15 protein-coding genes and 1 pseudogene are annotated in these 22,472 nt (G+C 60.6%); 5 read left to right on the top strand and 11 right to left on the bottom strand.

Annotation, left to right across the window (positions count from 1 at the left end; translation table 11 throughout):
* Positions 1-174: 174 nt before the first annotated feature.
* Positions 175-468, bottom strand: coding sequence for a DUF1127 domain-containing protein (locus L904_RS03100; RefSeq protein ID WP_004432794.1), 294 nt, complete (start codon positions 466-468; stop codon positions 175-177).
* Between the two features lie 203 nt (positions 469-671).
* Between L904_RS03100 and L904_RS03095 the strand changes: the two genes are divergently transcribed.
* Positions 672-1,622, top strand: coding sequence for a LysR substrate-binding domain-containing protein (locus L904_RS03095; protein WP_004432791.1), 951 nt, complete (start codon positions 672-674; stop codon positions 1,620-1,622).
* A 107-nt stretch (positions 1,623-1,729) separates the two neighbouring features.
* Here L904_RS03095 and L904_RS03090 read toward each other — a convergent pair whose 3' ends face one another.
* Positions 1,730-4,168 (bottom strand): DUF1217 domain-containing protein, encoded by a 2,439-nt coding sequence (locus L904_RS03090; RefSeq protein WP_035261410.1) that lies wholly within the window; start codon positions 4,166-4,168, stop codon positions 1,730-1,732.
* Positions 4,169-4,534: 366 nt separating this feature from the next.
* Here L904_RS03090 and L904_RS03085 point away from each other — a divergent pair, with 366 nt between their 5' ends.
* Complete coding sequence (locus L904_RS03085) at positions 4,535-5,101, top strand: DUF6101 family protein (protein ID WP_003503226.1); 567 nt, start codon at positions 4,535-4,537, stop codon at positions 5,099-5,101.
* A 78-nt stretch (positions 5,102-5,179) separates the two neighbouring features.
* Here L904_RS03085 and ubiA read toward each other — a convergent pair whose 3' ends face one another.
* The 4 genes and pseudogenes from ubiA to L904_RS03065 form a co-directional block, all read right to left on the bottom strand.
* Positions 5,180-6,133 carry a 4-hydroxybenzoate octaprenyltransferase gene (gene ubiA, locus L904_RS03080; protein ID WP_020813621.1) on the bottom strand — a complete coding sequence of 318 codons (954 nt, stop codon included), beginning with the start codon at positions 6,131-6,133 and terminating at the stop codon, positions 5,180-5,182.
* A gap of 121 nt (positions 6,134-6,254) precedes the next feature.
* Positions 6,255-7,055 carry a MipA/OmpV family protein gene (locus L904_RS03075; protein ID WP_031234593.1) on the bottom strand — a complete coding sequence of 267 codons (801 nt, stop codon included), beginning with the start codon at positions 7,053-7,055 and terminating at the stop codon, positions 6,255-6,257.
* A gap of 229 nt (positions 7,056-7,284) precedes the next feature.
* Complete coding sequence (locus L904_RS03070; protein ID WP_035261408.1) at positions 7,285-8,541, bottom strand: cyclopropane-fatty-acyl-phospholipid synthase family protein; 1,257 nt, start codon at positions 8,539-8,541, stop codon at positions 7,285-7,287.
* A gap of 168 nt (positions 8,542-8,709) precedes the next feature.
* Positions 8,710-11,027: pseudogene (locus L904_RS03065) on the bottom strand (Tex family protein).
* A 201-nt stretch (positions 11,028-11,228) separates the two neighbouring features.
* Here L904_RS03065 and purD point away from each other — a divergent pair.
* The 3 genes from purD (at position 11,229) to L904_RS03050 (ending at position 15,317) form a co-directional block, all read left to right on the top strand.
* On the top strand, positions 11,229-12,500 hold the full coding sequence (gene purD, locus L904_RS03060; RefSeq protein WP_020813617.1) for a phosphoribosylamine--glycine ligase: 1,272 nt from the start codon (positions 11,229-11,231) through the stop codon (positions 12,498-12,500).
* Between the two features lie 157 nt (positions 12,501-12,657).
* Positions 12,658-13,167: a plant virulence effector HPE1-like domain-containing protein gene (locus L904_RS03055; RefSeq protein WP_031234591.1), complete on the top strand. Its 510-nt coding sequence runs from the start codon at positions 12,658-12,660 to the stop codon at positions 13,165-13,167.
* Positions 13,168-13,493: 326 nt separating this feature from the next.
* On the top strand, positions 13,494-15,317 hold the full coding sequence (locus L904_RS03050) for a methyl-accepting chemotaxis protein (RefSeq protein WP_020813615.1): 1,824 nt from the start codon (positions 13,494-13,496) through the stop codon (positions 15,315-15,317).
* Between the two features lie 222 nt (positions 15,318-15,539).
* Here L904_RS03050 and L904_RS03045 read toward each other — a convergent pair whose 3' ends face one another.
* From L904_RS03045 to L904_RS03025, 5 genes are all read right to left on the bottom strand, one after another.
* A complete protein-coding gene (locus L904_RS03045; protein ID WP_020813614.1) occupies positions 15,540-16,034 on the bottom strand; it encodes a DUF523 domain-containing protein in 495 nt (164 codons plus the stop codon).
* A gap of 233 nt (positions 16,035-16,267) precedes the next feature.
* A complete protein-coding gene (gene glyS / locus L904_RS03040) occupies positions 16,268-18,421 on the bottom strand; it encodes a glycine--tRNA ligase subunit beta (RefSeq protein ID WP_020813613.1) in 2,154 nt (717 codons plus the stop codon).
* Positions 18,422-18,521: 100 nt separating this feature from the next.
* Complete coding sequence (locus tag L904_RS03035) at positions 18,522-20,459, bottom strand: DUF2207 domain-containing protein (RefSeq protein WP_035261921.1); 1,938 nt, start codon at positions 20,457-20,459, stop codon at positions 18,522-18,524.
* Positions 20,460-20,480: 21 nt separating this feature from the next.
* Positions 20,481-21,758 carry a 3-phosphoshikimate 1-carboxyvinyltransferase gene (gene aroA / locus L904_RS03030; protein WP_020813611.1) on the bottom strand — a complete coding sequence of 426 codons (1,278 nt, stop codon included), beginning with the start codon at positions 21,756-21,758 and terminating at the stop codon, positions 20,481-20,483.
* An 87-nt stretch (positions 21,759-21,845) separates the two neighbouring features.
* A complete protein-coding gene (locus L904_RS03025) occupies positions 21,846-22,397 on the bottom strand; it encodes a LemA family protein (RefSeq protein ID WP_020813610.1) in 552 nt (183 codons plus the stop codon).
* Positions 22,398-22,472: the final 75 nt, after the last annotated feature.

Here is a 22,472-nt window from a genome sequence, read left to right as displayed (position 1 = left end):
AGGGGCCTGACACCGGGCAAAGGCAGGGCTATTGGCAAATCACCCTGCGGGGAAAACTTTTCCGTTCGAAAGCAATTCCGGCGGCTGGAGGTCTGCCGGAATTGCCTGGACGTTCTGGAACGTTTTGGTGCATTTCCGGACGGAAAACCGGGGCTCGCCTTTCCCGGAAATGCTTTAAACGGTCTTGAACCGGGTCACCGCGCGGTTGCGTGCGGCGCGGGTCAGATGGGCGGTCGGATCCTCGAGCAGGCCGGTATTGAGCGCATCCCTCACATCCGAGCGCGCCAGACCGATATCGGCCAGAAGGCGGTCATCGAGTTCCGTGAGGCCATTGGCCACGATACGATTGTAGATGCGCTGCAAGAACGTTTTGACGCGGAAAGCAAAGAGGCCAGCGACACGACGAAGCGTATCGTTCTGCCGGGAGGTTGCGAGTTCCAGTTCCATTCTCCGTTCTGCCGTGCGCATGACACTTATCCTTTCGTAACGGCACGATGCGGCACCGCCCCCGGCGCACCACGCGCGAGAAGCTGCCTCGGGTTGGGGGCCTGACATTTCGCCGGCCCGGGGTTGATATTGATTTGCTGGGTGTCAAAATGTCGCAAGACTATTGATCAGTCCAACGAATGTTTCTAATGTGAGGCATCAATCATTCTGATGGATGGCCATCCATGTCCGCACCTCTCGACATAGACCAGCTGCATACCTTCATCGCCATCGTCGATACGGGCAGCTTCACCAAGGCCGCAGACCGCGTTTTCAAGACGCAATCCGCCGTTTCCATGCAGATGCGACGGCTGGAAGAACGGATCGGCAAGCAGCTTTTCGCCAAGGACGGGCGCGGCAACCGCCTGACGGCGGAGGGCGAAAAGCTGATGAATTACGCCCGCCGCATCATCCGCCTCAATAATGAGGCGATCGCCGCCTTCGACGACAACCGGTTGGAAGGCATGCTGCGCATCGGCACGCCCGATGACTATGCCGACCGCTATATGCCCGAAATCATCGGGCGCTTCGCCAAGACCCATCCCAATGTCGAGCTTTATATCGTCTGCGAACCTTCGGTCAGCCTTGCCGAAAAAATGGCGCGCGGCGAGCTGGATATCGCGCTCGTCACCCACAACCCCCGTGCCCGCTCCTCCGATGTGGTGCGGACCGAGCCGCTCTGCTGGGTCGCTTCCGCCAACCACCCGCTGAAGGACGATGCACCCGTGCCGCTCGCCGTCGGGCGGCGCGATTGCCACTGGCGCCAGCTTGCCTGTTCGGCGCTCGATGCCGATGGGCGGGACTATCAGGTCCTGTTCACGAGCTGGTCTTCCACCGTCGTCGCCGCCGCCGTTCTGGCGGGCATGGCCGTCTCGGTGCTGCCGGAATCGGCGCTGCGCACCGGCATGAAGGTTCTGACCGCCGCGGACGGCTTCCCGCCCCTGCCGCCGGTGCAGATCGGCCTGATGAAACGGCCCGGCCTCTCCCCTTCGCTGGTGAACGCCATCACCGACCACATCACCGCCTGCCTCGACAATATCTCGCCGATGAGCGTTGCCGACGAAATGGACAGCGATGTGAAGACCTACCCCAAGATGCCGCGTCTGCGCGCCGGGCACATGCTGCCGGGGTGGTAAGAGGATAGCACAAATCGCGGGGATGGCGTCGTCTATGCGGGAGGCTTTGTCATCAGCCTCAAGCCGGCTAACCCCGATCCTCCCGTCGCTCGTCCGCGCTTTCTGTGCTACCGCGCCCGCAGCGTGGCAACCGCCAGCAGCGTATCGGCGCTGATGCCCACCGAACCGCTGCCGTTGAAGAGCGTCATGATCGGATCGGTGGTGTTTTGCTGATTGTCGTACATGATGGTGAAACGGGCGACCAGCTTCTTGACCTTTTCCGGATCCTGAAAATCCTCGATGTCGAAATATTTCTTCATCATCGTCACCTGCGTATCGACCTCGGCATTGGCGAGCTCGTCCGGAATCCCGAAAGTGGTGTTGATGAAGCTCTGGAGCGCCGTGTCGGCGAGGATCGAGTAATAGGACGTCGTTCCGGCCGCCATACGCTGGAAATAGAGCGCCAGGCGCACACCGGCATTTTCTTCGCCCGCCTGCGTTTCCAGCGTCTGGGTGAGATAATTGTCCAGCGTCTCGTAAAGGCCGCGCCGCGTCTGGATCAGGCTGCGGTCCTCGTGAAGAAGCGTACCGTCGGTATTGAAGTTGAAGGCGGTGACGAGGCGGCGGAAGACCGGGTCCATCTCCTTGTTGACGTAGCTGTCTTTGTCGTCGAGCTTCGAGGTGAAGGCCTTTTCGAGCTGTTCCTTCGTCACGCTTTCGGGATCGATGCCGAGCGATTCCATCGCGAATTTCGTCAGGCGATCATTGCTCAGGAATTCCTTGAGCGTCTTGATCTTCTGCATCTCGGCCGTGAAATATTCCGATTCCTTCGTCGCCGTTTCCTTGTCCTTTTCCGTGCCGAAAGCCGATTTTTTCTTGATGTAGTCGGCCGACATGGTCTGCATCTCGATTTCCGACTGCGCCAGAACCGGTGTGCCGACGCTGCCATCGGAGGCGAAGTTGAACAGCTCCGCCAGCTTGACATAACGCTCGTCTTTCAGCGTGTAGACGAAGCTCTTTTTATCCTGCAGATCGCTGGTGAGGACCTTGCGGATATCGGCGGAATTCACCTTGGTCGGATCGAGGCCGACGGCTTTCAGCGCATAGGTATAGACCGCGCTGCTGTCGATGAAATCCTTGACGGATGTGACGCTGGCTATATCGCTCTTGAACAGCTTCAGCGCCTTCTCGTCGGCGGCATCATCCTTGTCGTTATAATAGGTCATATAACCGCTGGTGGTGGTCGCGGTCTGTGCCGTCGTCTGGGGTGTCGTGCCGTCTGCCAGCGTTCCGTCGGTCTGGAAATTGAAGGCATTTCTCAAGGCGATATAACGCTTGTCGTTCTTGCCGACGGTCGCGATGTAGTTGCTCGGATCGCTCAGATCGCTGGTCAGGATATTCTGGATCGTTGCCGTGACGACTGTGAGGTCGTCAAGGTCGAATGCGGTCCTGATATAGTTGAGAAGCCGGGTATCCGAGGTCAGTTCGGTTACGGTCTTGATCGAACCGATCTTCGATTCGAAATAATCCCGGTTCAGCGTGGCGACGGTCGGCGTCACACGCGGGGCGCTGCCGATATAGGCATCCGTCAGGGCCTTGAGATTATCCGCCGTCTGCGCCTGACCGGCGGTCACCGTGCCGTCGTTCTTGAACTCGAAGGCGGTGGCGAGCTGCGCCATCTTGTTATATTGCGTGACGGTGCTGGTGAGCGTCGTCTGCTCGGCCTTGATGGCGGCGAGCTTCGCTTCCCACTCACCCTGCGGCGGCAATACCGCCTCAAGCTGGGTCAGCTGGTCCTGGCGCGTCACCTTTTCCGCCTCCAGCTCCGTGCGCTCCTCGGCCGTCAAACCGGTGTCGGCGAGTTCGGTATCGATTGCGGTAATTCGGGCAGTGACCTGCGCGTGCAGCTCGATATTGCCCTTCATCGTCAGTTTTTCGACCGCGTCATTATAGGCCGTGCCGTATTTCTGGTTGATGTAACTGTCGGGATCGTTGATGTCGCTCGTCATCAATCCCTTGATATGGGCATAGGAATAGGTCTTCTCATCGATGCCGAAGACCTGAAAGATATAGGCGCGGGTGCGGTCGTTGCGCAGCAGCTGATCGACATTGGTTACCGTGCCGACAATCGCCTTGTAATACCGGGTCTCTTCCGCAAGGCTGTCATCGAGATCGGTTATCGACGTATCGTAAAGCCCGATCATCTTGTCGAGCTGCGCTTCCGTCTGAACCGTCTTCGTCGATGTGGTGAAGTTGAAGGCTGCGGCGAATTCCCGATACCGCTCGTCGGTGAGCTTGTTGGCGAAGCTGTTCTGGTCGTTCAGATCGCTTTCCAGCACCTTTTTCATGAAGGCTTTGGCATAGGTCATCTCGCCGAGACCGAAGGCATCCATGGCATAGGAATAGAGCTGGTAATTGTCGAGGAACTCATCGACGCTTTTCACATTGCCGATGTTTTCCTTGTAATATGTCGTCTGCCGCTCGATGAGCCCCTGCTGCGACACGCGCGACAGGCTTGCCTTCATATCGCGGTTGATGAGGTCGTAGCTGAGATAAGTCGATACCATCCGAATGCCCCCTGGAGACCCGCGCGTCGCTTCAGACGCCGAATGCTCCGGTTTTCAATCCACCCATCGCGCCTCCATCGGGACGCACGGCAAGCCTTTGCCTGACTATGCGGGAGACGCCTTGCCCGGAGCTTGAAAGAGCACAATTTCGACCGGGATAAAAACCGCATTGTCCCAATCCCTTTTACCTAAGCGAAACCATGCCACAGTGTGTTTTGCTAACCATTTGGGAATGCAAAGTTTTCTTAACCGCGATTTTTAAGCAGTCTCGAACATGCGGCGGATATTCTCCCGACATCAGAGGACGAAAAGTCCCGATGAGAAGACCGGAAACCGGCTCTCAGGTAAAACAAGGGTAGAATAAACATGACCAAGACCGTTCTGAAGCCCGACTGGGCCGTCGCCACTCTCAGACTCGACCCGGCACGTTTTCCGCAACAGGTCACTTATGGAAAAGGCAATGGCGCGACCGATGTCGCCGTCACTCTCGATGAACGGGGCGCCGTTCTGCGAAAGGTTCTGTCCTCTTCCGGCCTGCCTTTGTCCTTCGCTTTGCCAGCCCGCGCCTTCAAGGGCGTCGCCGCCCGCGCCATCGACCATGGCGACGGACAGGTAACGGTGACGCTGGAGCTGCACCACGACGATCCGGATCTCTGCGTTCCGCTTCTCGTCGCCCACGATCTCTGCGATATCGCCGCCGACTGGCGCAGCTGGTCCGAGGCCTACCGTATTCCCATGCTGATGGTGGAAGCCGATGGCGTCGCCCGTCCGCTGGAAGAACATCTCGGCAAGGTGCGCACCCAGAATACCCGCCCGCGCCGCCGCCATTCCTATTTCGCGGAGCGTCGCCCCCGCTTCCTCGTTCGCCGCTCCACCGGTTCGCTGGGCATGAGCATGAAGATCGAGGGCAAGGAAATCATCGCCCGCAGCTGATAATCTTCAGCCAGACAAATCAAAAAAGCCCGGCGCGGATGACGCGGCCGGGCTTTTTCATTTCGTGTTTTCACAGGCTTACGCCAGCAGGAGCGGCAGGATGAGGCCCGCGAAAATCAGCACGCCGACGCGGTTGTTGGATTTGAACAGCACGAGGCACTGATCGACGTCATCGATATTAAGCACCCAGACCTGCCGGAACAGCATGATGGCCGCGGCGGCAAGGCCGCTATAGGCAATGACGTTAACACCCGCGACCCAGAACGACAGGAACATCATGACAAGGGCTGTGCCATAAAGGAAAACCAGCCAGCGATGTGTGTTCTCGCCAAACAGCAGGGCGGTTGAACCGATGCCCACGGCGGTGTCGTCTTCCTTGTCCTGATGGGCGTAGATTGTATCATAACCGATCGTCCAGGCGATGGAGCCGACATAAAGCAGGACAGCCGGCCAGGCGATCGATCCGAACTGTCCCGCCCAGCCCATCGGCGCACCCCAGGAAAAGGCAAGGCCGAGGAAAAATTGCGGCCAGTTGGTGAAGCGCTTGGCGAAGGGATAGATCGCCACGAAGATCAGCGAGAATATGCCGGTGGCGATTGCGAAACTGTTGAACTGAAGGAGCACGACAAGCCCCGCAAGCGCCTGCAGGACGATGAAGAGCTTGGCCTGCGACCGGCTCACGCGGCCGGAAGGCAGCGGCCGCGAACGGGTGCGCGCCACGGCCATGTCGATCTTGTGGTCGGCGAGGTCATTATAGGTGCAACCCGCGCCGCGCATCGCCACCGATCCGATGAAGAACAGCACCAGATGCCAGATCAGCGTCGCCCAGGAAAAGCCGCCGCTCGCCATCGCGACATTTGCCGCAAGGGCTGCGGACCAGAAACATGGCCACATCAGCAATTGCCAGCCGATGGGGCGATCCCACCGGGCCAGTTGCGCATAGGGCCAGAGGGGCCTCGGCAAAATCCGATAGACCCAGTTATTGGATGGCGCGTCGGAGACGCGATCTGACAAATCGCTGTGGTGAACCATGGGATGGTTCTACAGCATCGGCGGGAAAATCGGAATGGATTTCAGCACCCGGCCGCATATGCAGAAAAGCCCCGCAGCGGTTTCGCGACGGGGCTTTGCAGGACGATATCTCGGCTATTTGTCAGGGCAGCGAGAAATTGAACTTGTAGCTCGCCTGAACGCCGATGATGAACTGGTTCTTAGAGCCGCGCTCGCGCACCAGCGAACTGTCGGCGGCATCGCCGGTCAGGCGGCGATATTCCGCAAACGAGCCGACTTCGGCGTTTTCGGTGACTTTCCAGGTGATGGCGGCGCCGATGCCGGCGGAATGCAGGCCGCCGCCGGGGCTATAGGGCGATGGCGCGCCTGCAGCCGTCTGCGCGGCACTTACGCCGTAATAGCGTTCATTGTATTTGCTGCTCACCCATGTCGCACGCGGCCCGGCGGAAATCTGGATGCCGGGGGCGATATCGGTGAAGGCATCGACGGCGACATCGCCGACTACGCCGCTATGGCTGCGGATGCCCTGACGAACTTCACCGCGTACGCGCAGCCAGTCGGTCGGATAGGCTTCGGCGAAACCGCCAAGCTCGCCGCCGCGCTTGATGCGGGTCATGCCCTTCAGATCGGACGAGTCGCCCTCGTCACGCGGGGACACCAGCTTTCCGGCAAGACCCATACTGATCGGGCCGTTATCCAGAAGCGAAATCGAGGCGCTGTCGTTACGCGAGGTGAAACGCGCGCCCTGGCCCTGACGGCCGAGCGAAATGATGGGCGAGAAGCCGAATTCATTCTTGTTGTCGCCCTGATATTTCGGTGCGGTGAAACCCGCACCGCCGAGCTTCAGATACCAGTCGCCGGAAAACCAGCCTTCCGCATGGGCATTGCCCACGGCAAAAAGCGACAGAACACAGGCGGCGGCGGCCGCTGATGGCTTGAACATGAAAGCACCCCAGAAACGCAATACAGACAGGTGTCCGTAGACTTAGAGGGATTGTCTTTCCATTCCATTAACCAGCGCGGTCATGCTCGGGCCTGTCCCGAGCATCTGCAACCGACGGACTTTAAACAACGTGGATAGATCCTCGGGACAAGCCCGAGGATGACGCCGAGATTGCGGAGACGTTTGTCAACAATCACCACAATTCGGTCGCCCGTTACCCACGCCCTCGTCAGAACGTCACCTTCTCCAGCGGCGCGCGCGTCTTCTCGAATTCCAGCAGCTTCGCCTCGTTCTGCGCAATGTAGTCGCGACTATGCGGCACGGCATCGCGATCCTTGGCGATCTGGATCTGGAAAATGTGGAAGTTTTCGTGGGTAAAGGCCATTTCCGAGCCCGCCAGATAAAACTCCCACATGCGGAAGAAGCGTTCGTCATAAAGCGCTACCGCTTCGGCCCTGCGCGCCACGAAACGCTCGCGCCAATGGCGAAGCGTATGGGCGTAATGCATGGGCAGGATTTCGATATCCTTCACCAGCAGCCGCGATTTTTCGATGGCCGGCAGCACCTCGGCAAGCGAGGGAATATACCCGCCGGGGAAAATATATTTTTCGATGAAGGGATTGGTCGCCAGCGCCGGATAGGGCTGGCCGATGGAATGCAACACCATCACGCCCTTGTCGTCCAGCACCTCCGCCACCTTGTCGAAATAATCGCGATAATGGGTCGGCCCGACATGTTCGAACATGCCGACGGAGACGATGCGATCGTATTTTTTCGAAGCCGGCAGGTAGCGGTAGTCCTGCAATTCGAAACGGACATTTGCCGCAAGGCCGCGTTTGGCGGCGCGGTCGCGGGAAACGCGCAGCTGTTCTTCGCTGAGCGTGATGCCGGTCACATCCGCACCGGCGCTTTCGGCAATATACATCGCCATGCCGCCCCAGCCGGAGCCGATTTCCAGCACGCTCTGGCCCGGCTCGGTCATCAGCTTGGCGGCGATGTGCCGTTTTTTGGCAACCTGCGCCTCGTAGAGACTGATGCCGGGCGGATTGAAATAGGCGCAGGAATATTGCCAGTCCTCATCAAGGAAGAGATCGAACAGCTTGGCGCTCAGATCGTAATGATGGGCGACGTTGCTCTTATTGTGGTTGACCGGCAGATGCATCTTGATGCGGGCGGCGATGATGCGCGCCATGCCGCGCCAGATCATGCCGAAGGACAGGGCCTCGCTCAGTGTATTGCCTTTGACCAGCGCCAGAAAATCGTAGATGTCGCCTTCCGCGACCTTCGCCCGGCCTTCCATATACATTTCAGCCAGCTTCAGCGCCGGATCGGCGGCGATCTCCTGCATGGCGGCTTCGTCGGTGAAGTTCAGAACCACCTTTTTTCCCGCGCCGTCGCCGAATGTGCGGCTGCCGCCCGGGCTGTTGACGGTGAGATCACCGGTCTTGATTATCTTTTCGAGAAGAACATGCAGAGACGACGCCATGGCACCCCCAATTGCTAAGTCTCACTTATCAATTTCGCTGACCGTATTCCTTTCGGCACAAGTTTCAAGATAGTCTTATTTCAAAAAAATTGAACGATTTCATCAAGCAAAAAGCCCCGCCGGGGTGTGCGGCGGGGCTTTTTGGTAAAAAATCATTTCAACCGGAGGTCAGCGTCGCTTCATGGCTTCAGCCAGAGCGGCGGCAAGCGCACCACCGGTTTGCGACCCCTCGTTGCGCTCTTTCGGTTTGGATGTGGCGTGCCGCATGGCGCTGGCATTGCCCTTCTCGCGCATCGGCTGCGGCGCTGCCTCGCCGCCATCCTTGCGCATGGTGAGACCGATGCGCTTGCGCTTCACATCCACTTCCACGACCCGCACCTTGACGACATCGCCCGCCTTGACGACCTCATGCGGGTCCTTCACGAAACGGTCGGCGAGTTGCGAGACATGCACCAGCCCGTCCTGATGCACGCCGATATCCACGAAAGCGCCGAAGGCGGCGACATTGGTGACGGTGCCTTCCAGCAGCATGCCCGGTTTCAGATCGGTGATCTCGTCCACGCCCTCGGCAAAGGTCGCGGTCTTGAAGCTCGGGCGCGGGTCGCGGCCGGGCTTTTCCAGTTCGGCGATGATGTCTTTCACGGTCGGCAGGCCGAATTGCTCGTCGATGAATTTCTTCGGATCGAGCGCCTTCAACGCAGCGCTGTCGCCCATCAGCGAGCGCAGATCGCGACCGCAGGCGGCGACGATCTTTTTCGCCACGCCATAGGCTTCCGGATGAACCGAGGAAGCATCCAGCGGTTCCTTGCCGTTCGGGATGCGCAGGAAGCCGGCGCATTGCTCGAAGGTGCGCTGGCCAAGGCGCGGCACCTTCAGCAGTTCCCTGCGGCTGGCGAAGGGGCCGGTCTGGTCGCGATGGGCGACGATGGCATCGGCAATCGAGCTGCCAAGGCCGGACACCCGCGCCAGAAGCGGCGAAGAGGCGGTATTGAGATCGACACCGACGGCATTCACCGCATCTTCCACCACAGCATCGAGCGAGCGGCTGAGGCGGCCCTGGTCGACGTCATGCTGGTACTGACCGACACCGATGGATTTCGGCTCGATCTTCACCATTCCGCCAGCGGATCCTGAAGGCGGCGGGCGATGGAGACGGCGCCGCGCAGCGAAACATCGAGATTGGGGAATTCAGCCGCCGCCCGTTCCGAAGCGGAATAGACCGAAGCGCCCGCCTCCGAGACGATGACCTTGGTGGGCTTTGCACCCGAAGCCGGCATCTGCGCCAGAAGATCGGCGACCAACTTTTCCGTCTCGCGGCTGCCGGTGCCATTGCCGATGGCGATCAGCTCGACATTGTGCTTGCGGATGAGGACAGCAAGTTCCGCCTGCGTGCCGCGCACATCGTTCTTCGGCGGGAAGGGATAAACCGTGCTGGTATCCAGAAGCTTGCCAGTGCCATCCACCACTGCCACCTTGACGCCGGTGCGGATGCCCGGATCGAGACCCATGGTGGCGCGGGAGCCGGCCGGTGCGGCCAGCAGCAGATCCTTGAGATTGCGGGCGAAAACATGGATCGCCTCTTCTTCGGCACGCTCGCGCAATTCGCGCATCAGATCGAGCGAGAGCGACATGGAGAGCTTCACCCGCCACGTCCAGCCTGCCACTTCCATCAGCCATTGGTCGGCGGGACCGGCATTGCGGATATCGAAGGCGGCTGCGATGGTGCGCTGTGCGGGTTTCACCGGTGAGGGATCGTCCGCATCCACATCGATTGTCAGCGTCAGCACTTCCTCGTTCCAGCCGCGCAGCATGGCCAGCGCCCGGTGGCCCGGCACCGTCGCCCAGCGCTCGAAATGATCGAAATAGTCGGAGAATTTCTCGCCCGACGCCTGCTTGCCATCCACGACCTTGGCGCGGAAGGTGGCGTTCTGGCGCATGTAATCGCGCAGGCGGCCGAGCAGATCGGCATTTTCCGTCATGGTTTCCGCCACGATGTCGCGCGCGCCCTCGAGTGCCGCCTTCACATCGGCCACCTCGCCCTGAACATAAGCTTCCGCCAGTTTCGCCGGATCGGCGGCGCGGTTATCCCAGATGGCTTCTGCCAGCGGGCCGAGACCGCGTTCGCGGGCGATTTCGGCACGGGTGCGGCGCTTCGGCTTATAGGGCAGATAGAGGTCTTCCAGCTCCGCCTTGGTGCCCGCCTGCATGATCTTGACCATCAGTTCATCGGTCATCTTGCCCTGGCCGGTGATGGACTCCACGATGGAGCCACGGCGCGCATTGAGTTCGCGCAGATAGACGAGACGTTCCGAAAGCGTTCGAAGCTGCGTGTCATCCAGCCCTCCCGTCACTTCCTTGCGGTAACGGGCGATGAAGGGAACAGTCGCGCCCTCATCCAGCAAGGCTACCGCCGCCTTCACCTGATCGGGGCGGGCGTTGATTTCGGAGGCGATGAGCGAGGCGAGGCGGGCATTGTCTGCGGTCATGAGGTTCTCTGCTGTCACGTCTGGAGCGGCGAACATAATGTCTGATTGTGGCGTGACAACAAGAGGCGGCAACGATTCCACAGGAAAGGCAGCGTTCAAGGGAAAGACGGGCATTTGCGGCGCTTTCTCCTTGACCTTTCGCCCCCCTGCCCTTAACGCCCGTCCCACAAGGTTACTGGCGAATTTGCAGGGGTATTGACCATGAAAGTTCTGTTGATCGGTTCCGGCGGACGCGAACATGCGCTGGCGTGGAAAATCGCCCAGTCTCCTCTGCTCAATGAGCTTTATGCCGCTCCCGGCAATCCCGGCATTGCCGACCATGCGACGCTGGTGGCGCTTGACGTGGAAGACCACGCAGCCGTCATCGCCTTTGCGAAAGAAAAGGCAATCGACTTCGTCGTCGTCGGCCCGGAAGCGCCGCTGGTTGCCGGTCTTGCGGATGATCTGCGTGCCGCCGGCATCGCCACTTTCGGCCCTTCAAAGGCAGCCGCCCAGCTTGAGGGTTCCAAGGGTTTCACCAAGGATCTCTGCGCGCGCTACGATATTCCGACCGGCGCTTACCAGCGTTTCAAGACCTCCGAACCGGCTAGGGATTATGTTCGTCAACAGGGCGCGCCGATTGTCATCAAGGCCGACGGGCTTGCCGCCGGCAAGGGCGTGACCGTTGCGATGACGGAAGCCGAAGCGCTTGCCGCCATCGACGACTGTTTCGACGGCGCTTTCGGCGCAGCCGGCGCCGAAGTGGTGGTGGAGGCCTTCCTCGACGGCGAGGAAGCCAGCTTCTTCTGCCTTTCCGATGGCAAGACCGCACTGGCGCTCGCCACCGCACAGGATCACAAGCGCGTCGGCGATGGCGATACCGGCCCGAATACCGGCGGCATGGGTGCCTATTCCCCCGCTCCTGTGATGACACCGGCCATGGTGGCGCGCACCATGAAGGAGATCATCGAGCCGACGATTTCGGGCATGGCCAAGGATGGCAATCCCTTCTCCGGCGTGTTCTTCGCCGGCCTGATGATTACCGCCAAGGGCCCGGAACTCATCGAATACAACGTCCGCTTCGGCGATCCCGAATGCCAGGTGCTGATGATGCGCCTGAAAAGCGATCTGCTGCCGATCCTCTATGCCACCGCCACCGGCACGCTGGACAAGGTGGAGGCGGAATGGCGCGACGATGCGGCGCTGACCGTCGTTCTCGCTTCGAAGGGCTATCCCGGTGCTTACGACAAGAACACGCCGATCGCCCATATTCCCGAGGCCAGCGAAGAGGCGAAGGTGTTCCATGCCGGAACCGCGCTGAAGGACGGCGGGCTGGTGGCGACGGGCGGACGCGTGCTGAATGTCACCGCCCTTGGAAAGACCGTCACGGAAGCGCAGGCCCGCGCTTATGCGCTGGCCGACAAGGTAGAGTGGGAAAACGGCTTTTGCCGTCGCGATATCGGCTGGCAGGCCGTCGCGCGCGAAAAGGCCTGATCCTTAAGGCAAACGGGATTGGACGCGAATATTTCGTTCAATTTTTACCAAGTTTGCTGACCCGATGGAAACGAAACATCGGTAATACTTGCCGGAACATTGAATGGCGCACTGTGTCTCGATCACGAGGCCGCGCCGTCATTTCGGGGGTTTTTCGATGCGTCGTCTTTTTCTGACAGCGATTGTCGCGCTGACCGGCGGGTCGGCGATGGCGTCTTCCATCGAATATATAAACGGCGTGCATGTGGCCAATGGCAGCTTCATTCGTCGCGATTGCGCGGGCTGCAAGCCAATGAAGGGCAAAGCCGTGGCGCAGGGTTATGCCGTTCCCTCCATTGAGCCGGGCACGCAGCACACGGAAATGCGCGAAGTCGACGGCAAGCGCACCCTGCTGCGCACCGAAGCCTGGCTTGGCGGTGCGCCCGTCACCTTCGTCAGCACCAATCCCGCATGGATGGCGGAAACTTCCAGCAGCGCCATCGCGACCTATGACGACGCAGAACCCGTGGCACATCCCGCTGAGACGGTTTCGACACCGGCCGGCATCGACGTGACGACGACCACGGCAGCCGTCAAGGAAATCTCCACCGAAAACGCAGCCGAACCGGCCAGCGCCTCGGTGATCGGCGCCCCCCAGTTCCCGGATTTCAAATTGCGCGGCAATTGACCGGCCGATGACGCATTTCATGACGAAGGTCAAATAATCGCGTCATCGCTGCATTCCCGAAATGGGGCCGCAACCATTCGGGGAATATTGCTTTCATCCCCGCTTATTCTGCCTGTCGGGCCTGATAAAGCTTTCGCTAATTAAATATTTATTCAAATTTTTAGCCGCTAAGTGCGTCTATAGTGCGATGCAGCACAGGATGAGGCCACGGCGCGGACACGCGCTTTTTGGCCCTTTTATCGCGCATCATGCGCCTCTCCCTTCTCCGAAACATCGGTACCGCGCGGCGTTTTCAGGCGCGCGATCCCAAACGCTTGTGAGCGCCCATGAAGAACCTTTCCATTTCCCGTCAGTTGATCGTTCTCGTGGTGGCCCTGATGGCCGCCTTCGCCGTGGCGACGTTTTACCAGCTGAAATCCGCCACCGATGCTATCTATGAGGAACGCTACGGCATGCTGCGGACGCAGGTGCAATCGGCGATCTCCATCCTGCAATCCTTCCACGACAAGGAAAAGGCCGGGACGCTTTCGCGCGACGAGGCCATGAAACAGGCTTACGCGACTGTCAGCGCCATGCGCTTCACGCCGGACGGTTATCTGTTTGGTTACGACTACGACGTGACGATGAAGTTCCATCCCGATGCCAAGCGCGTCGGTGAGAGCTTCAAGGGCAAGCCGGACAGCAAGGGTTTCGCCTATCGCGACGAGCTGGTGCGGCTTGGCCGCAATGGCGGCGGCCAGACGGATTTTTACGGTCCGAAGCCCGGCATGGAAGGCAATGACTACGCCAAAAGCTCCTATGCGCTTGCCTTCGAGCCGTGGCAGGTGGTGGTCGTGACCGGCGTTTATATCGACGATCTGAACGCGCAGGTTCGCGGCGAGGTGATGAAGGCGCTGTCCATCGGTGCCGCCATCTTCGTACTGGCGCTTGCCGCCGCCTTTTACGTCATCCGTGGCATTTCGAAGCCGCTCGGCGATATTCACCGTGCGCTCGGTGAAGTGGCCAATGAGAACGTCTCGCTCGCCATTCCCCATACCGGCCTGACCAACGAAGTGGGTATGATGGCGAAGGCCACTGCCTCGCTTCAGGACAAGGTGCGTGAGCGCCATGCCATGCAGCGCCGTGAGGAAGAACAGCAGCGACAGCTCAATGCGGAGCGCCAGAACAATCTCGACATGCAGCGCGACGAGGCGGAATTGCAGGCGCGTGTCGTCACCACCATCGGCGAGGCGCTGGAAAAGCTGGCGGGCGGCGATCTGACCGTACGTTGCGGCGATCTCGGCAACCGTTATGCGGCGCTACGCGACAATTTCAACGAGGCCCTGATCCATCTCGACGCCGCCATGGCCAAGGTGAACTCCAAGAGCATCGACATCGGCGGCTCCAAGGAAGAAATCCGCAAGGCCTCCAACGAGCTTTCACAGCGCACCGAACGGCAGGCTGCCAATCTGGAAGAAACCTCGGCCGCTCTCGATGAATTGACGGTTGCGGTGCGCCAGACGGCGGAAGGGGCGGCCGACGCCGCCAAGCGCGTCACCACCGTCAGCTCCGAAGCCATGCGCAGCGACCGGGTGGTGGAAGAGGCGATTACGGCGATGAGCGGTATCGAGCAATCTTCCGACCAGATTTCCAACATCATCGGCGTGATCGACGACATCGCTTTCCAGACCAACCTTCTGGCGCTGAATGCCGGTGTGGAAGCGGCGCGTGCGGGTGAGGCCGGCAAGGGCTTTGCCGTGGTGGCGCAGGAAGTGCGCGAACTGGCGCAGAAATCCGCCGCCGCCGCCAAGGAGATCAAGGACCAGATCGCCCGCTCTTCCGCCCAGGTGGAAAACGGCGTGCGCCTTGTCGGCGAGGCCGGCGATGCGCTGAAACGCATCTCGGATCAGATCAAATCCGCCAACGAGATCGTCAGCAAGATCGCCCATTCGGCTGCCGAACAGGATACGACGCTGCGCTCGATCTCCTCGTCGCTCAACCAGCTGGATGTCGCCACCCAGCACAATGCGGCGATGGCGGAAGAAACCACGGCTTCGGCGGAAGCGCTCGCCGTGGACACCGAAGAGCTGCTGAACCTCATCCGCGGCTTCCGCGTCTCCTCCGGCCACCAGCTTCATGGCATGGCAGAGCAGATGCGCATGGCGGGGTGACCACGAACGGTCTCATGCGATTGAAACAAAATGCCGGGCACAGACCCGGCATTTTTATGTGCTCTCCAAAACGTTCCCTACATATTCAGCGTTGTCCTCGGGCTCGACCCGAGGACCCATGGCCAGATTGCATTGTGGATCCTCGCCTCAAGGGCGAGGATGACGGCAGGGAGTATTTACCACCTCGGGAAGCAGGCGATGCCGTATTTGCAGCGCCTCATTTCAGCGGGTCAGCGCATCGAGACGATCGATATCAGCAGGTGAAAATACGGCAATACCGGCTTTTTCGAGCAGCGCCGCCGTCACCCCATTGCCTGCGTGTTTGACGCCAGAAAACGAACCGTCATAGATTGCAACCGACCCACAGGACGGGCTGCCGTCGATCAGAAGCGCGTATGTGCAGCCATTGGCCCTGGCGAAGGCCAGCGCCCTTTCCGCGCCGGCGATAAATTGCGCCGTGACATCGCCGCCGGTCATTTCCAGCACGCGGGCGCGGCCCTCCAGCACATCGACACCGGAGGCACCCTTCTCGATTTCCGCCGGCGGGCGCGGCACAGGCATGCCGCCCGCCATTTCCGGACAGATCGTGACTAGTCTGCCCTCCTGCCGCCAGCGGTCTATCGCCGGGTGGGAGAAGGGTTTGCCTCTGCCGTCGTAGCGGACAGGCTGGCCGAGGAGGCAGGCGCTGATGAGGATTTTGGGGGTGGTGTGGGTCAATCTAAAACGATCCCGGCAAGCGTGGAGGCCGAAAATACCCCCCTCTGCCCTGCCGGGCATCTCCCCCTCAAGGGGGGAGATCGGCAAGAGGAAGGCTCCCCGCAAAAATTCGCAAGATTAGAGGTGATCGAGAGGCTGCCGCGATTCGATCTCCCCCCTTGAGGGGGAGATGTCCGGCAGGACAGAGGGGGGTGAACCAAGCACGCTGACATACCTGGCTACCCCGAAACCCCTCACCCCGTAATCTTCGAGAAATCCGCAACCGTTCCGGTCGCTTCGCGAATAGCCTTCAGCAGCGCCAGACGGTTGGCGCGGATGGCCGCATCCTCGTCATTAACGAGCACGTCCTCAAAGAACCTGTCGACCGGTGCGCGAAGCGTCGAAAGCGCCTGCATGGCGGAGCGGAAATCCTCGCCCGCAACGGCCTTCGCAGCGTCGGCAGATGCGGTCTTGATCGCCGCATAAAGCGCCTTTTCGGCATCGAGCTTCAACAGCTCTTCCGAAACGCTGTTCGCCACCACGGTGCCCTTCTTTTCCTCGGCGGCCAGAAGCTGGGTTGCACGCTTGGCGCCTGCCAGAAGGTTGCGGCCATCCTCGCCGGTGATGAAGGCGGTGAGCGCCTCGACACGGCGGGCGATCATCAGGAGATCGTCGGATTCCGGCGTCAAAACGGCGTCGATCAGATCGTAACGCGCGCCGAGGTCGCGCAGATAGACTTTCAGGCGATCGTGGAAGAAGGAGAGAAGGTCCGGGTCCTTCGCAACGCTCAGCAGCGGAAGCCGCACGTTCTTCTCAAGCAGAATACGCACCACGCCCAGCGCCGCGCGGCGCAGCGCGAAGGGATCCTTCGAGCCGGTCGGCTTCTCGTCGATGGCCCAGAAACCAACGAGTGTATCGAGCTTGTCGGCCAGAGCGACCGTTATCGCTACCTTGTCGGCTGGCAGACGGTCGGAGGGACCCTGCGGCTTGTAATGGTCTTCGATTGCCGCCGCGACGCTTTCGTTTTCGCCCTGCAGCGCCGCATATTTACGGCCCATCAGGCCCTGAAGCTCGGGGAATTCACCGACGGCTTCGGTGCGCAGGTCGGCTTTCGCCAGAACAACGGCGCGGTCCACCAGATCGGCATCGGCGCCGACAACCGGGGCCAGCGCCTTCGCCAGTTCGCGAATACGGGCCACGCGCTCACCCTGCGTTCCGAGCTTGGCATGGAAGGTGACGTTCAGCGCATCGAGCTTGGCCATGCGCTGATCGAGCGGCTTCTTGAGATCGAGGTTGAATTTCGCAGCAGAATCTTTCAGCGTTTCCAGATCGGGCAGATCGCCCTGGTCGCGGTTCCAGAAGTGGCGGGCATCCGACAGGCGGGCGCGCACGACCTTGCCATTGCCATGGATGATTTCCTTGCCGCCATCGCTCGCCTCGATGTTCGAGATCAGGATGAAGCGGTTGGAAAGGCCCTCTTCCGCACCCTGATTGCGAGTGACGAAACACTTCTGATTGGTCTTGATGGTGAGGCGGATGATTTCCGCCGGAATCTGCAGGTAGTCTTCCTCGAAGGTGCCCATCAGCACCTGCGGCCATTCGACGAGGCCGGAGACTTCTTCCAGCAGGCCTTCATCTTCCACCAGTTCAAGACCGTTGGCGAAAGCCAGATCCTTGGCGTCGTGCAGGATGATATCCTTGCGGCGCTCGGCATCGAGAATGACCTTCGCCTTTTCGAGACTCGAGACATAATCTTCGAAACGGCGCACGGTGATCGGGCCGGGTGCATGGAAACGATGGCCATAGGTGACGTTGCCGGCGACGATGCCGTCGATCACGAAAGGAATGACCTGCGTTTCATCGTGCTCGGGGCCGAACAGGCAGACGATGGATTGCAGCGGCCGCACCCAGCGCAGACTTTCCGAACCCTTGCCTTCGATGCCGGCATAGCTCGATCCCTTCGGCATGGAGGCCGGGCCGGAGCGCATGGATTTCGGCCAGGGGAAGGAGCGGATGATGCCGGGCATCACTTCCGCGATGATCTCTTCCGCCGGACGGCCGGGCTTGTTGATGATGGCGATGTAGAAATCGCCCTTCTTCGGATCGGAAACGACCTGCGCTTCCGAGATATCATTGAGGCCTGCGCCGCGCAGAAAGCCCTCGATGGCCTTTTCATTGGCATCGGTGCGCGGGCCCTTCTTTTCCTCGCGCACATCGGCGGAGCGGGCGTTGAGGCCGCGAATATCCAGCGTCAGGCGGCGCGGCGTCCAATATTCGCGCGCACCCTCATAGGTCAGCCCTCTCTCCACCAAGGCATCGGTGACGAGTTTCTTCAGATCGCCCGCCGCCTTGCGCTGCATGCGGGCGGGGATTTCCTCGGAGCGGAGTTCAAGCAGAAGATCGGGCATGGGATCAGGACTTTATCTGTTGTCGGACGTTTGCGGTCGGCTTAGCAAGCAACGCGGCAAAAGTCACCAAGGCATTCGGTTAAATTACCGCCGGCCGGCGTTACCAGCCGCCGCCGCCACCACCACCACCGCCGGAGCCTGAAAAACCGCCGCCGCCACCGCCCGAAAAGCTGGAGCCGGAGGAGCTGACGGGCTGGGGAATGGTGGAGGCGATGGTATTGGCCATGGAGGTGGAAAAGCCGCCGATCCTGTCGCCAAAGGTTCCGTAATTGCTGCCCGCATACCAGCCGGGCGCATAACTTGCCGCTGCGGCACCGGCAGCGGCCGTTGCGAGCCAGGCCTCGAAGGTACGGCTCCACGGTTTTTCGACGCCGAGCGCCACGGCATAGGGCAGCAATGTCTCGAAATGCTGCGGCGACATGGCGGGCGCACCAGCCATGTTCATCCGATCTTTTTCCGCCAGCGTCAGATAGGTTCTGAGGCCTTCGATGCCGTCCATCAGCTTGCGGCCAAGCGGCGTCGGCGCGCCCATCAGGAACAGGAACAGCGCGTTGGTGAGCACGATGCCGCCGATGGCGGCCAGCGCCAGCGACTTGGTGTCATGCGTCACATCCAGCAGGATTTGCGTGGCGATGCCGCCAATGGCGGAAAAGGCCACGAAACCGGCAAAGGCCAGCATGACGATGCCGCCGATCCGCTTGCGCAGCGGTGCGCCGCGCGAAAACTGGCGGCCGATGCCGATCGACAGGATGCTGAAGAAGAAGGCGAAAAAGCCGAAGACCAGCACGGCGGCAATGGCGCTTTCATCCAGATCACCAAACACCAGCGTTGCGACGATGAGGGCGATGCTAAGGAAGATGCCGAAGACGGTGTAACCGGCATTGCTGCGGTAATATTTGCCGCGATGTTCTTTTTCTATCGCCGCGCGGAACTGTTTTCCAACTTTTTCCACCTCCGCCCCATGGGCCTTGTCGATAGTCAGCGTCTCGCCCGAGCCGCCGATGGAGGAAAGCAGCGTCTTCTGGCCGGTGGGCAGATCGGTGGCGGTTGCCTTTTCGGTACGACGAATTATGATCGAATTCTTCAGGTCTTCCAGAACGACATAACCCTTTACCGCAAGGTCAAGGGCGGAGGCAGAGAGCGCCGTCCAGCCGGCACCGGAAAAGCCCCTGTTATCGACGTAATTGACCAGAGCCGGCGAAAGCCCCTCCGGCGCATCCCAGCGCGGCACGACCACGCCCTTCGCCGGATCGCGGCCGACGGCGAACCAGGCGCGCAGGTAATAGAGCAGCACGGCGAAAAGCCCGCCGCCCGAAAGCAGAATGGCGAGATTATCCCGCAGCCACCAGCCCGCCTCCTGCGAAGTGTCAGGTGCGGCAATCGCGCCCTTGGGCAGCTTGACGGCGACCGTCATGCCCTCGCCCACTGTGAAGGGGCGGGTGGAGGCGAAGAATACCTCATTGCCTTCGTTCAGAATGCGCGCATCCTTGCCCTTCGCACCAAGCGGACCGGTGAAGACCGCTGTATCGGTGGCCCTGACGCCCTGCGGCAGAGTGATGGTGGCAGAAATCTCGCCCATGGGGAATTGCCAGCCATTGCCGGTGACGTTCCAGGTCAGCTCATCATAGTCGCTGAAATAACGAATCTGCCGGGCGGTGGTGTAGGTGATCTGGAAGATATGCTCGCCGGTCGGCAGAAAACGGTCGGCGCTGCCGGTATAGATGCGGATGCCGCCATCGATATTCTCGGTGCGCCAGTTTTCCGGCGCGCCATCGCGCTCCACCGAAACGACGTTGAAATCCACCTTGGTACGGCGGTTATTCGCATCCAGCGCATAAATCGGGAAATCACGGAAGATGCCGCGCTTGATGTTCTGCCCTTCCGCGCGGGCGGTGATGGTTTCCGTCACCGTCAGCTTGCCATCCGCCGCCACCTCGATGACGGAATGGTAGGAGCGGATGAATTCCTCCGCAAAGGCCGGGAAGGCCGCGCCCAGGAAGACGAACAGCGCGAGAAGTCTTGCGGCGATGGTCTTCACGGGCGGTCCCTCCTCAATGGCTCAGTGCTGCGGCTCGGCAGCGCTTTCCTTTTCGGTATAGTCGACACCCAGCGAGGCGAGCGCCTTCCAGTAACCGGGATAGGTCTTGCCGACGCAGGCCGGATTCTGGATGGCAATGCCGCCGATCTTCAGCGCCGCCAGCGCAAAGCTCATGGCGATGCGGTGGTCTGCAAAGGTATCGATGGAGGCCTTGACCGTCTGGCCCGCAAGAGCCGGATCGGCATGCACGATCAGGTCGTCGCCCTCCTCATGCGCCAGACCATTGCGGATTTCGTTGAGGCCGAGCGAGACGGCGCGGATACGGTCACATTCCTTCACGCGCAGATTGGCGATGCCGACGAAACGCACCGGCGTCTCGTTGAAGGCGGCCAGAACCGCGATGGTCGGAATGGCGTCCTGCATCTGCGAACCGTCGATTTCGGCGGGCAGGTGCGGAAACTTGGCCATGACGTCGTAGGCCTTGGCGTCCGGCTGGGTGAACTTATCGGCGGGCGTGCCGATATCGATTGCGCCGCCGGTCAGAAGCTCTGCACCCCAGAGATAGGTGGCGGCGGAGGCATCCGGCTCGATGTGGAAATCGGTGGCCGTATAACCCGTCGGATGCACGCGCCAGATGGCATTGCTGACCCGCTCAATCTTCGCACCGAAGGCTTCCATGGCCGAGGTGGTGAGATCGATATAGCCCTTCGCGCCGATTTCCTCGCCCTTGAGGACGATATCGACAGGCTTGTCGCCGCAGGCGGCGGCCATCAGAAGTGCCGACACATATTGGCTGGAAAGATTGGCGTCGATGGTGACGCTGCCCTTCGGGAACCCTGTGCCCTTGCCGCAGACGGTGACGGGTGGGCAGCCGGTCGGCGCTTCCGCCTCGACGCCGAGGGAGCGCAGGGCCTCCACCAGCGGCATGATCGGGCGTTTGCGCATGTGCTCGTCGCCATCGATGATGACGGCGCCATCGACAAGTGCGGCAGCAGCGGTGAGGAAGCGTGTGGCGGTGCCGGCATTGCCGAGGAAAAGCGGCTTTTCCGGCTGCTGCAATACACCAGTGCCTTCCACCACGAAGGTGGTGGCATCAGGCTCGGTGACCTTGACGCCCATCTCGCGCAGGGCTTCGGCCATATAAAGCGTGTCGTCGCTTTTCAGTGCGCCGGTCAACCGGCTTTTGCCCTTGGCAAGACCAGCCAGGAGAAGCGCACGATTGGTGATGGACTTGGAGCCGGGCGGCTCGACCTTGCCGGAAAGCGGGTGGTCGGGCGGGGTGATGGTCAGTTCGATCATGATTGTCGTCTTGTCAAAGAATGCGGCGAAGAGCCGGATTATCGGAATTTGAACGGGAGGTCTTAAGCCGCCGGAGGAGCAGTGCGCTTAGAATTTCACTGTCGGCACGGCGCGGTCGGCCGGGTTCTCGATCTCGAAATAGGGCGCCTTGGCAAAGCCGAACTGGCCTGCAACCAGATTGGAGGGGAAGCTTTCCACCTTGACGTTGAGATCGCGGGCGGCGCCATTATAATAACGGCGCGACATCTGGATTTCGCTTTCGATGGTTTCCAGCGAACGCTGCAATTCCAGAAAATTCGTATTGGCCTTGAGATCGGGATAAGCTTCGGCAAGCGCAAAGAGCTTGCCAAGCGCCTGCGACAGCAGGCCTTCCGCCTGAGCGCGGCCCTCGACATCGCCCGCCGGCACGGCCTGCGCCCGGTTACGCATGGCGATCACCTCCTCGAAGGTGCTCTTTTCATGCGCCGCGTAACCCTTCACGGTCTCGATGAGGTTGGGAATGAGATCGGCGCGGCGCTTCAGCTGCACGTCGATGCCCGACCACGCCTCTTCCTTCATCTGCCGCGCCTTGACGAGGCCGTTATAGATGAAGACGACATAAAGCGCGATTGCCGCGATGATTGCCAGCGTGATGAACATTCCCGACCCCTCCTCAAGAGGCGCGAACACCGTAATGGCGTCCGCACGTTAGACTGTTTCCCCGCCTTACATAAA

This window comes from Agrobacterium sp. LY4, from assembly GCF_001526585.1.
Taxonomy (GTDB): domain Bacteria; phylum Pseudomonadota; class Alphaproteobacteria; order Rhizobiales; family Rhizobiaceae; genus Agrobacterium; species Agrobacterium leguminum.
Note: the sequence above shows the minus strand (reverse complement) of the source record. Positions and strands in the feature narration are given on the sequence as shown.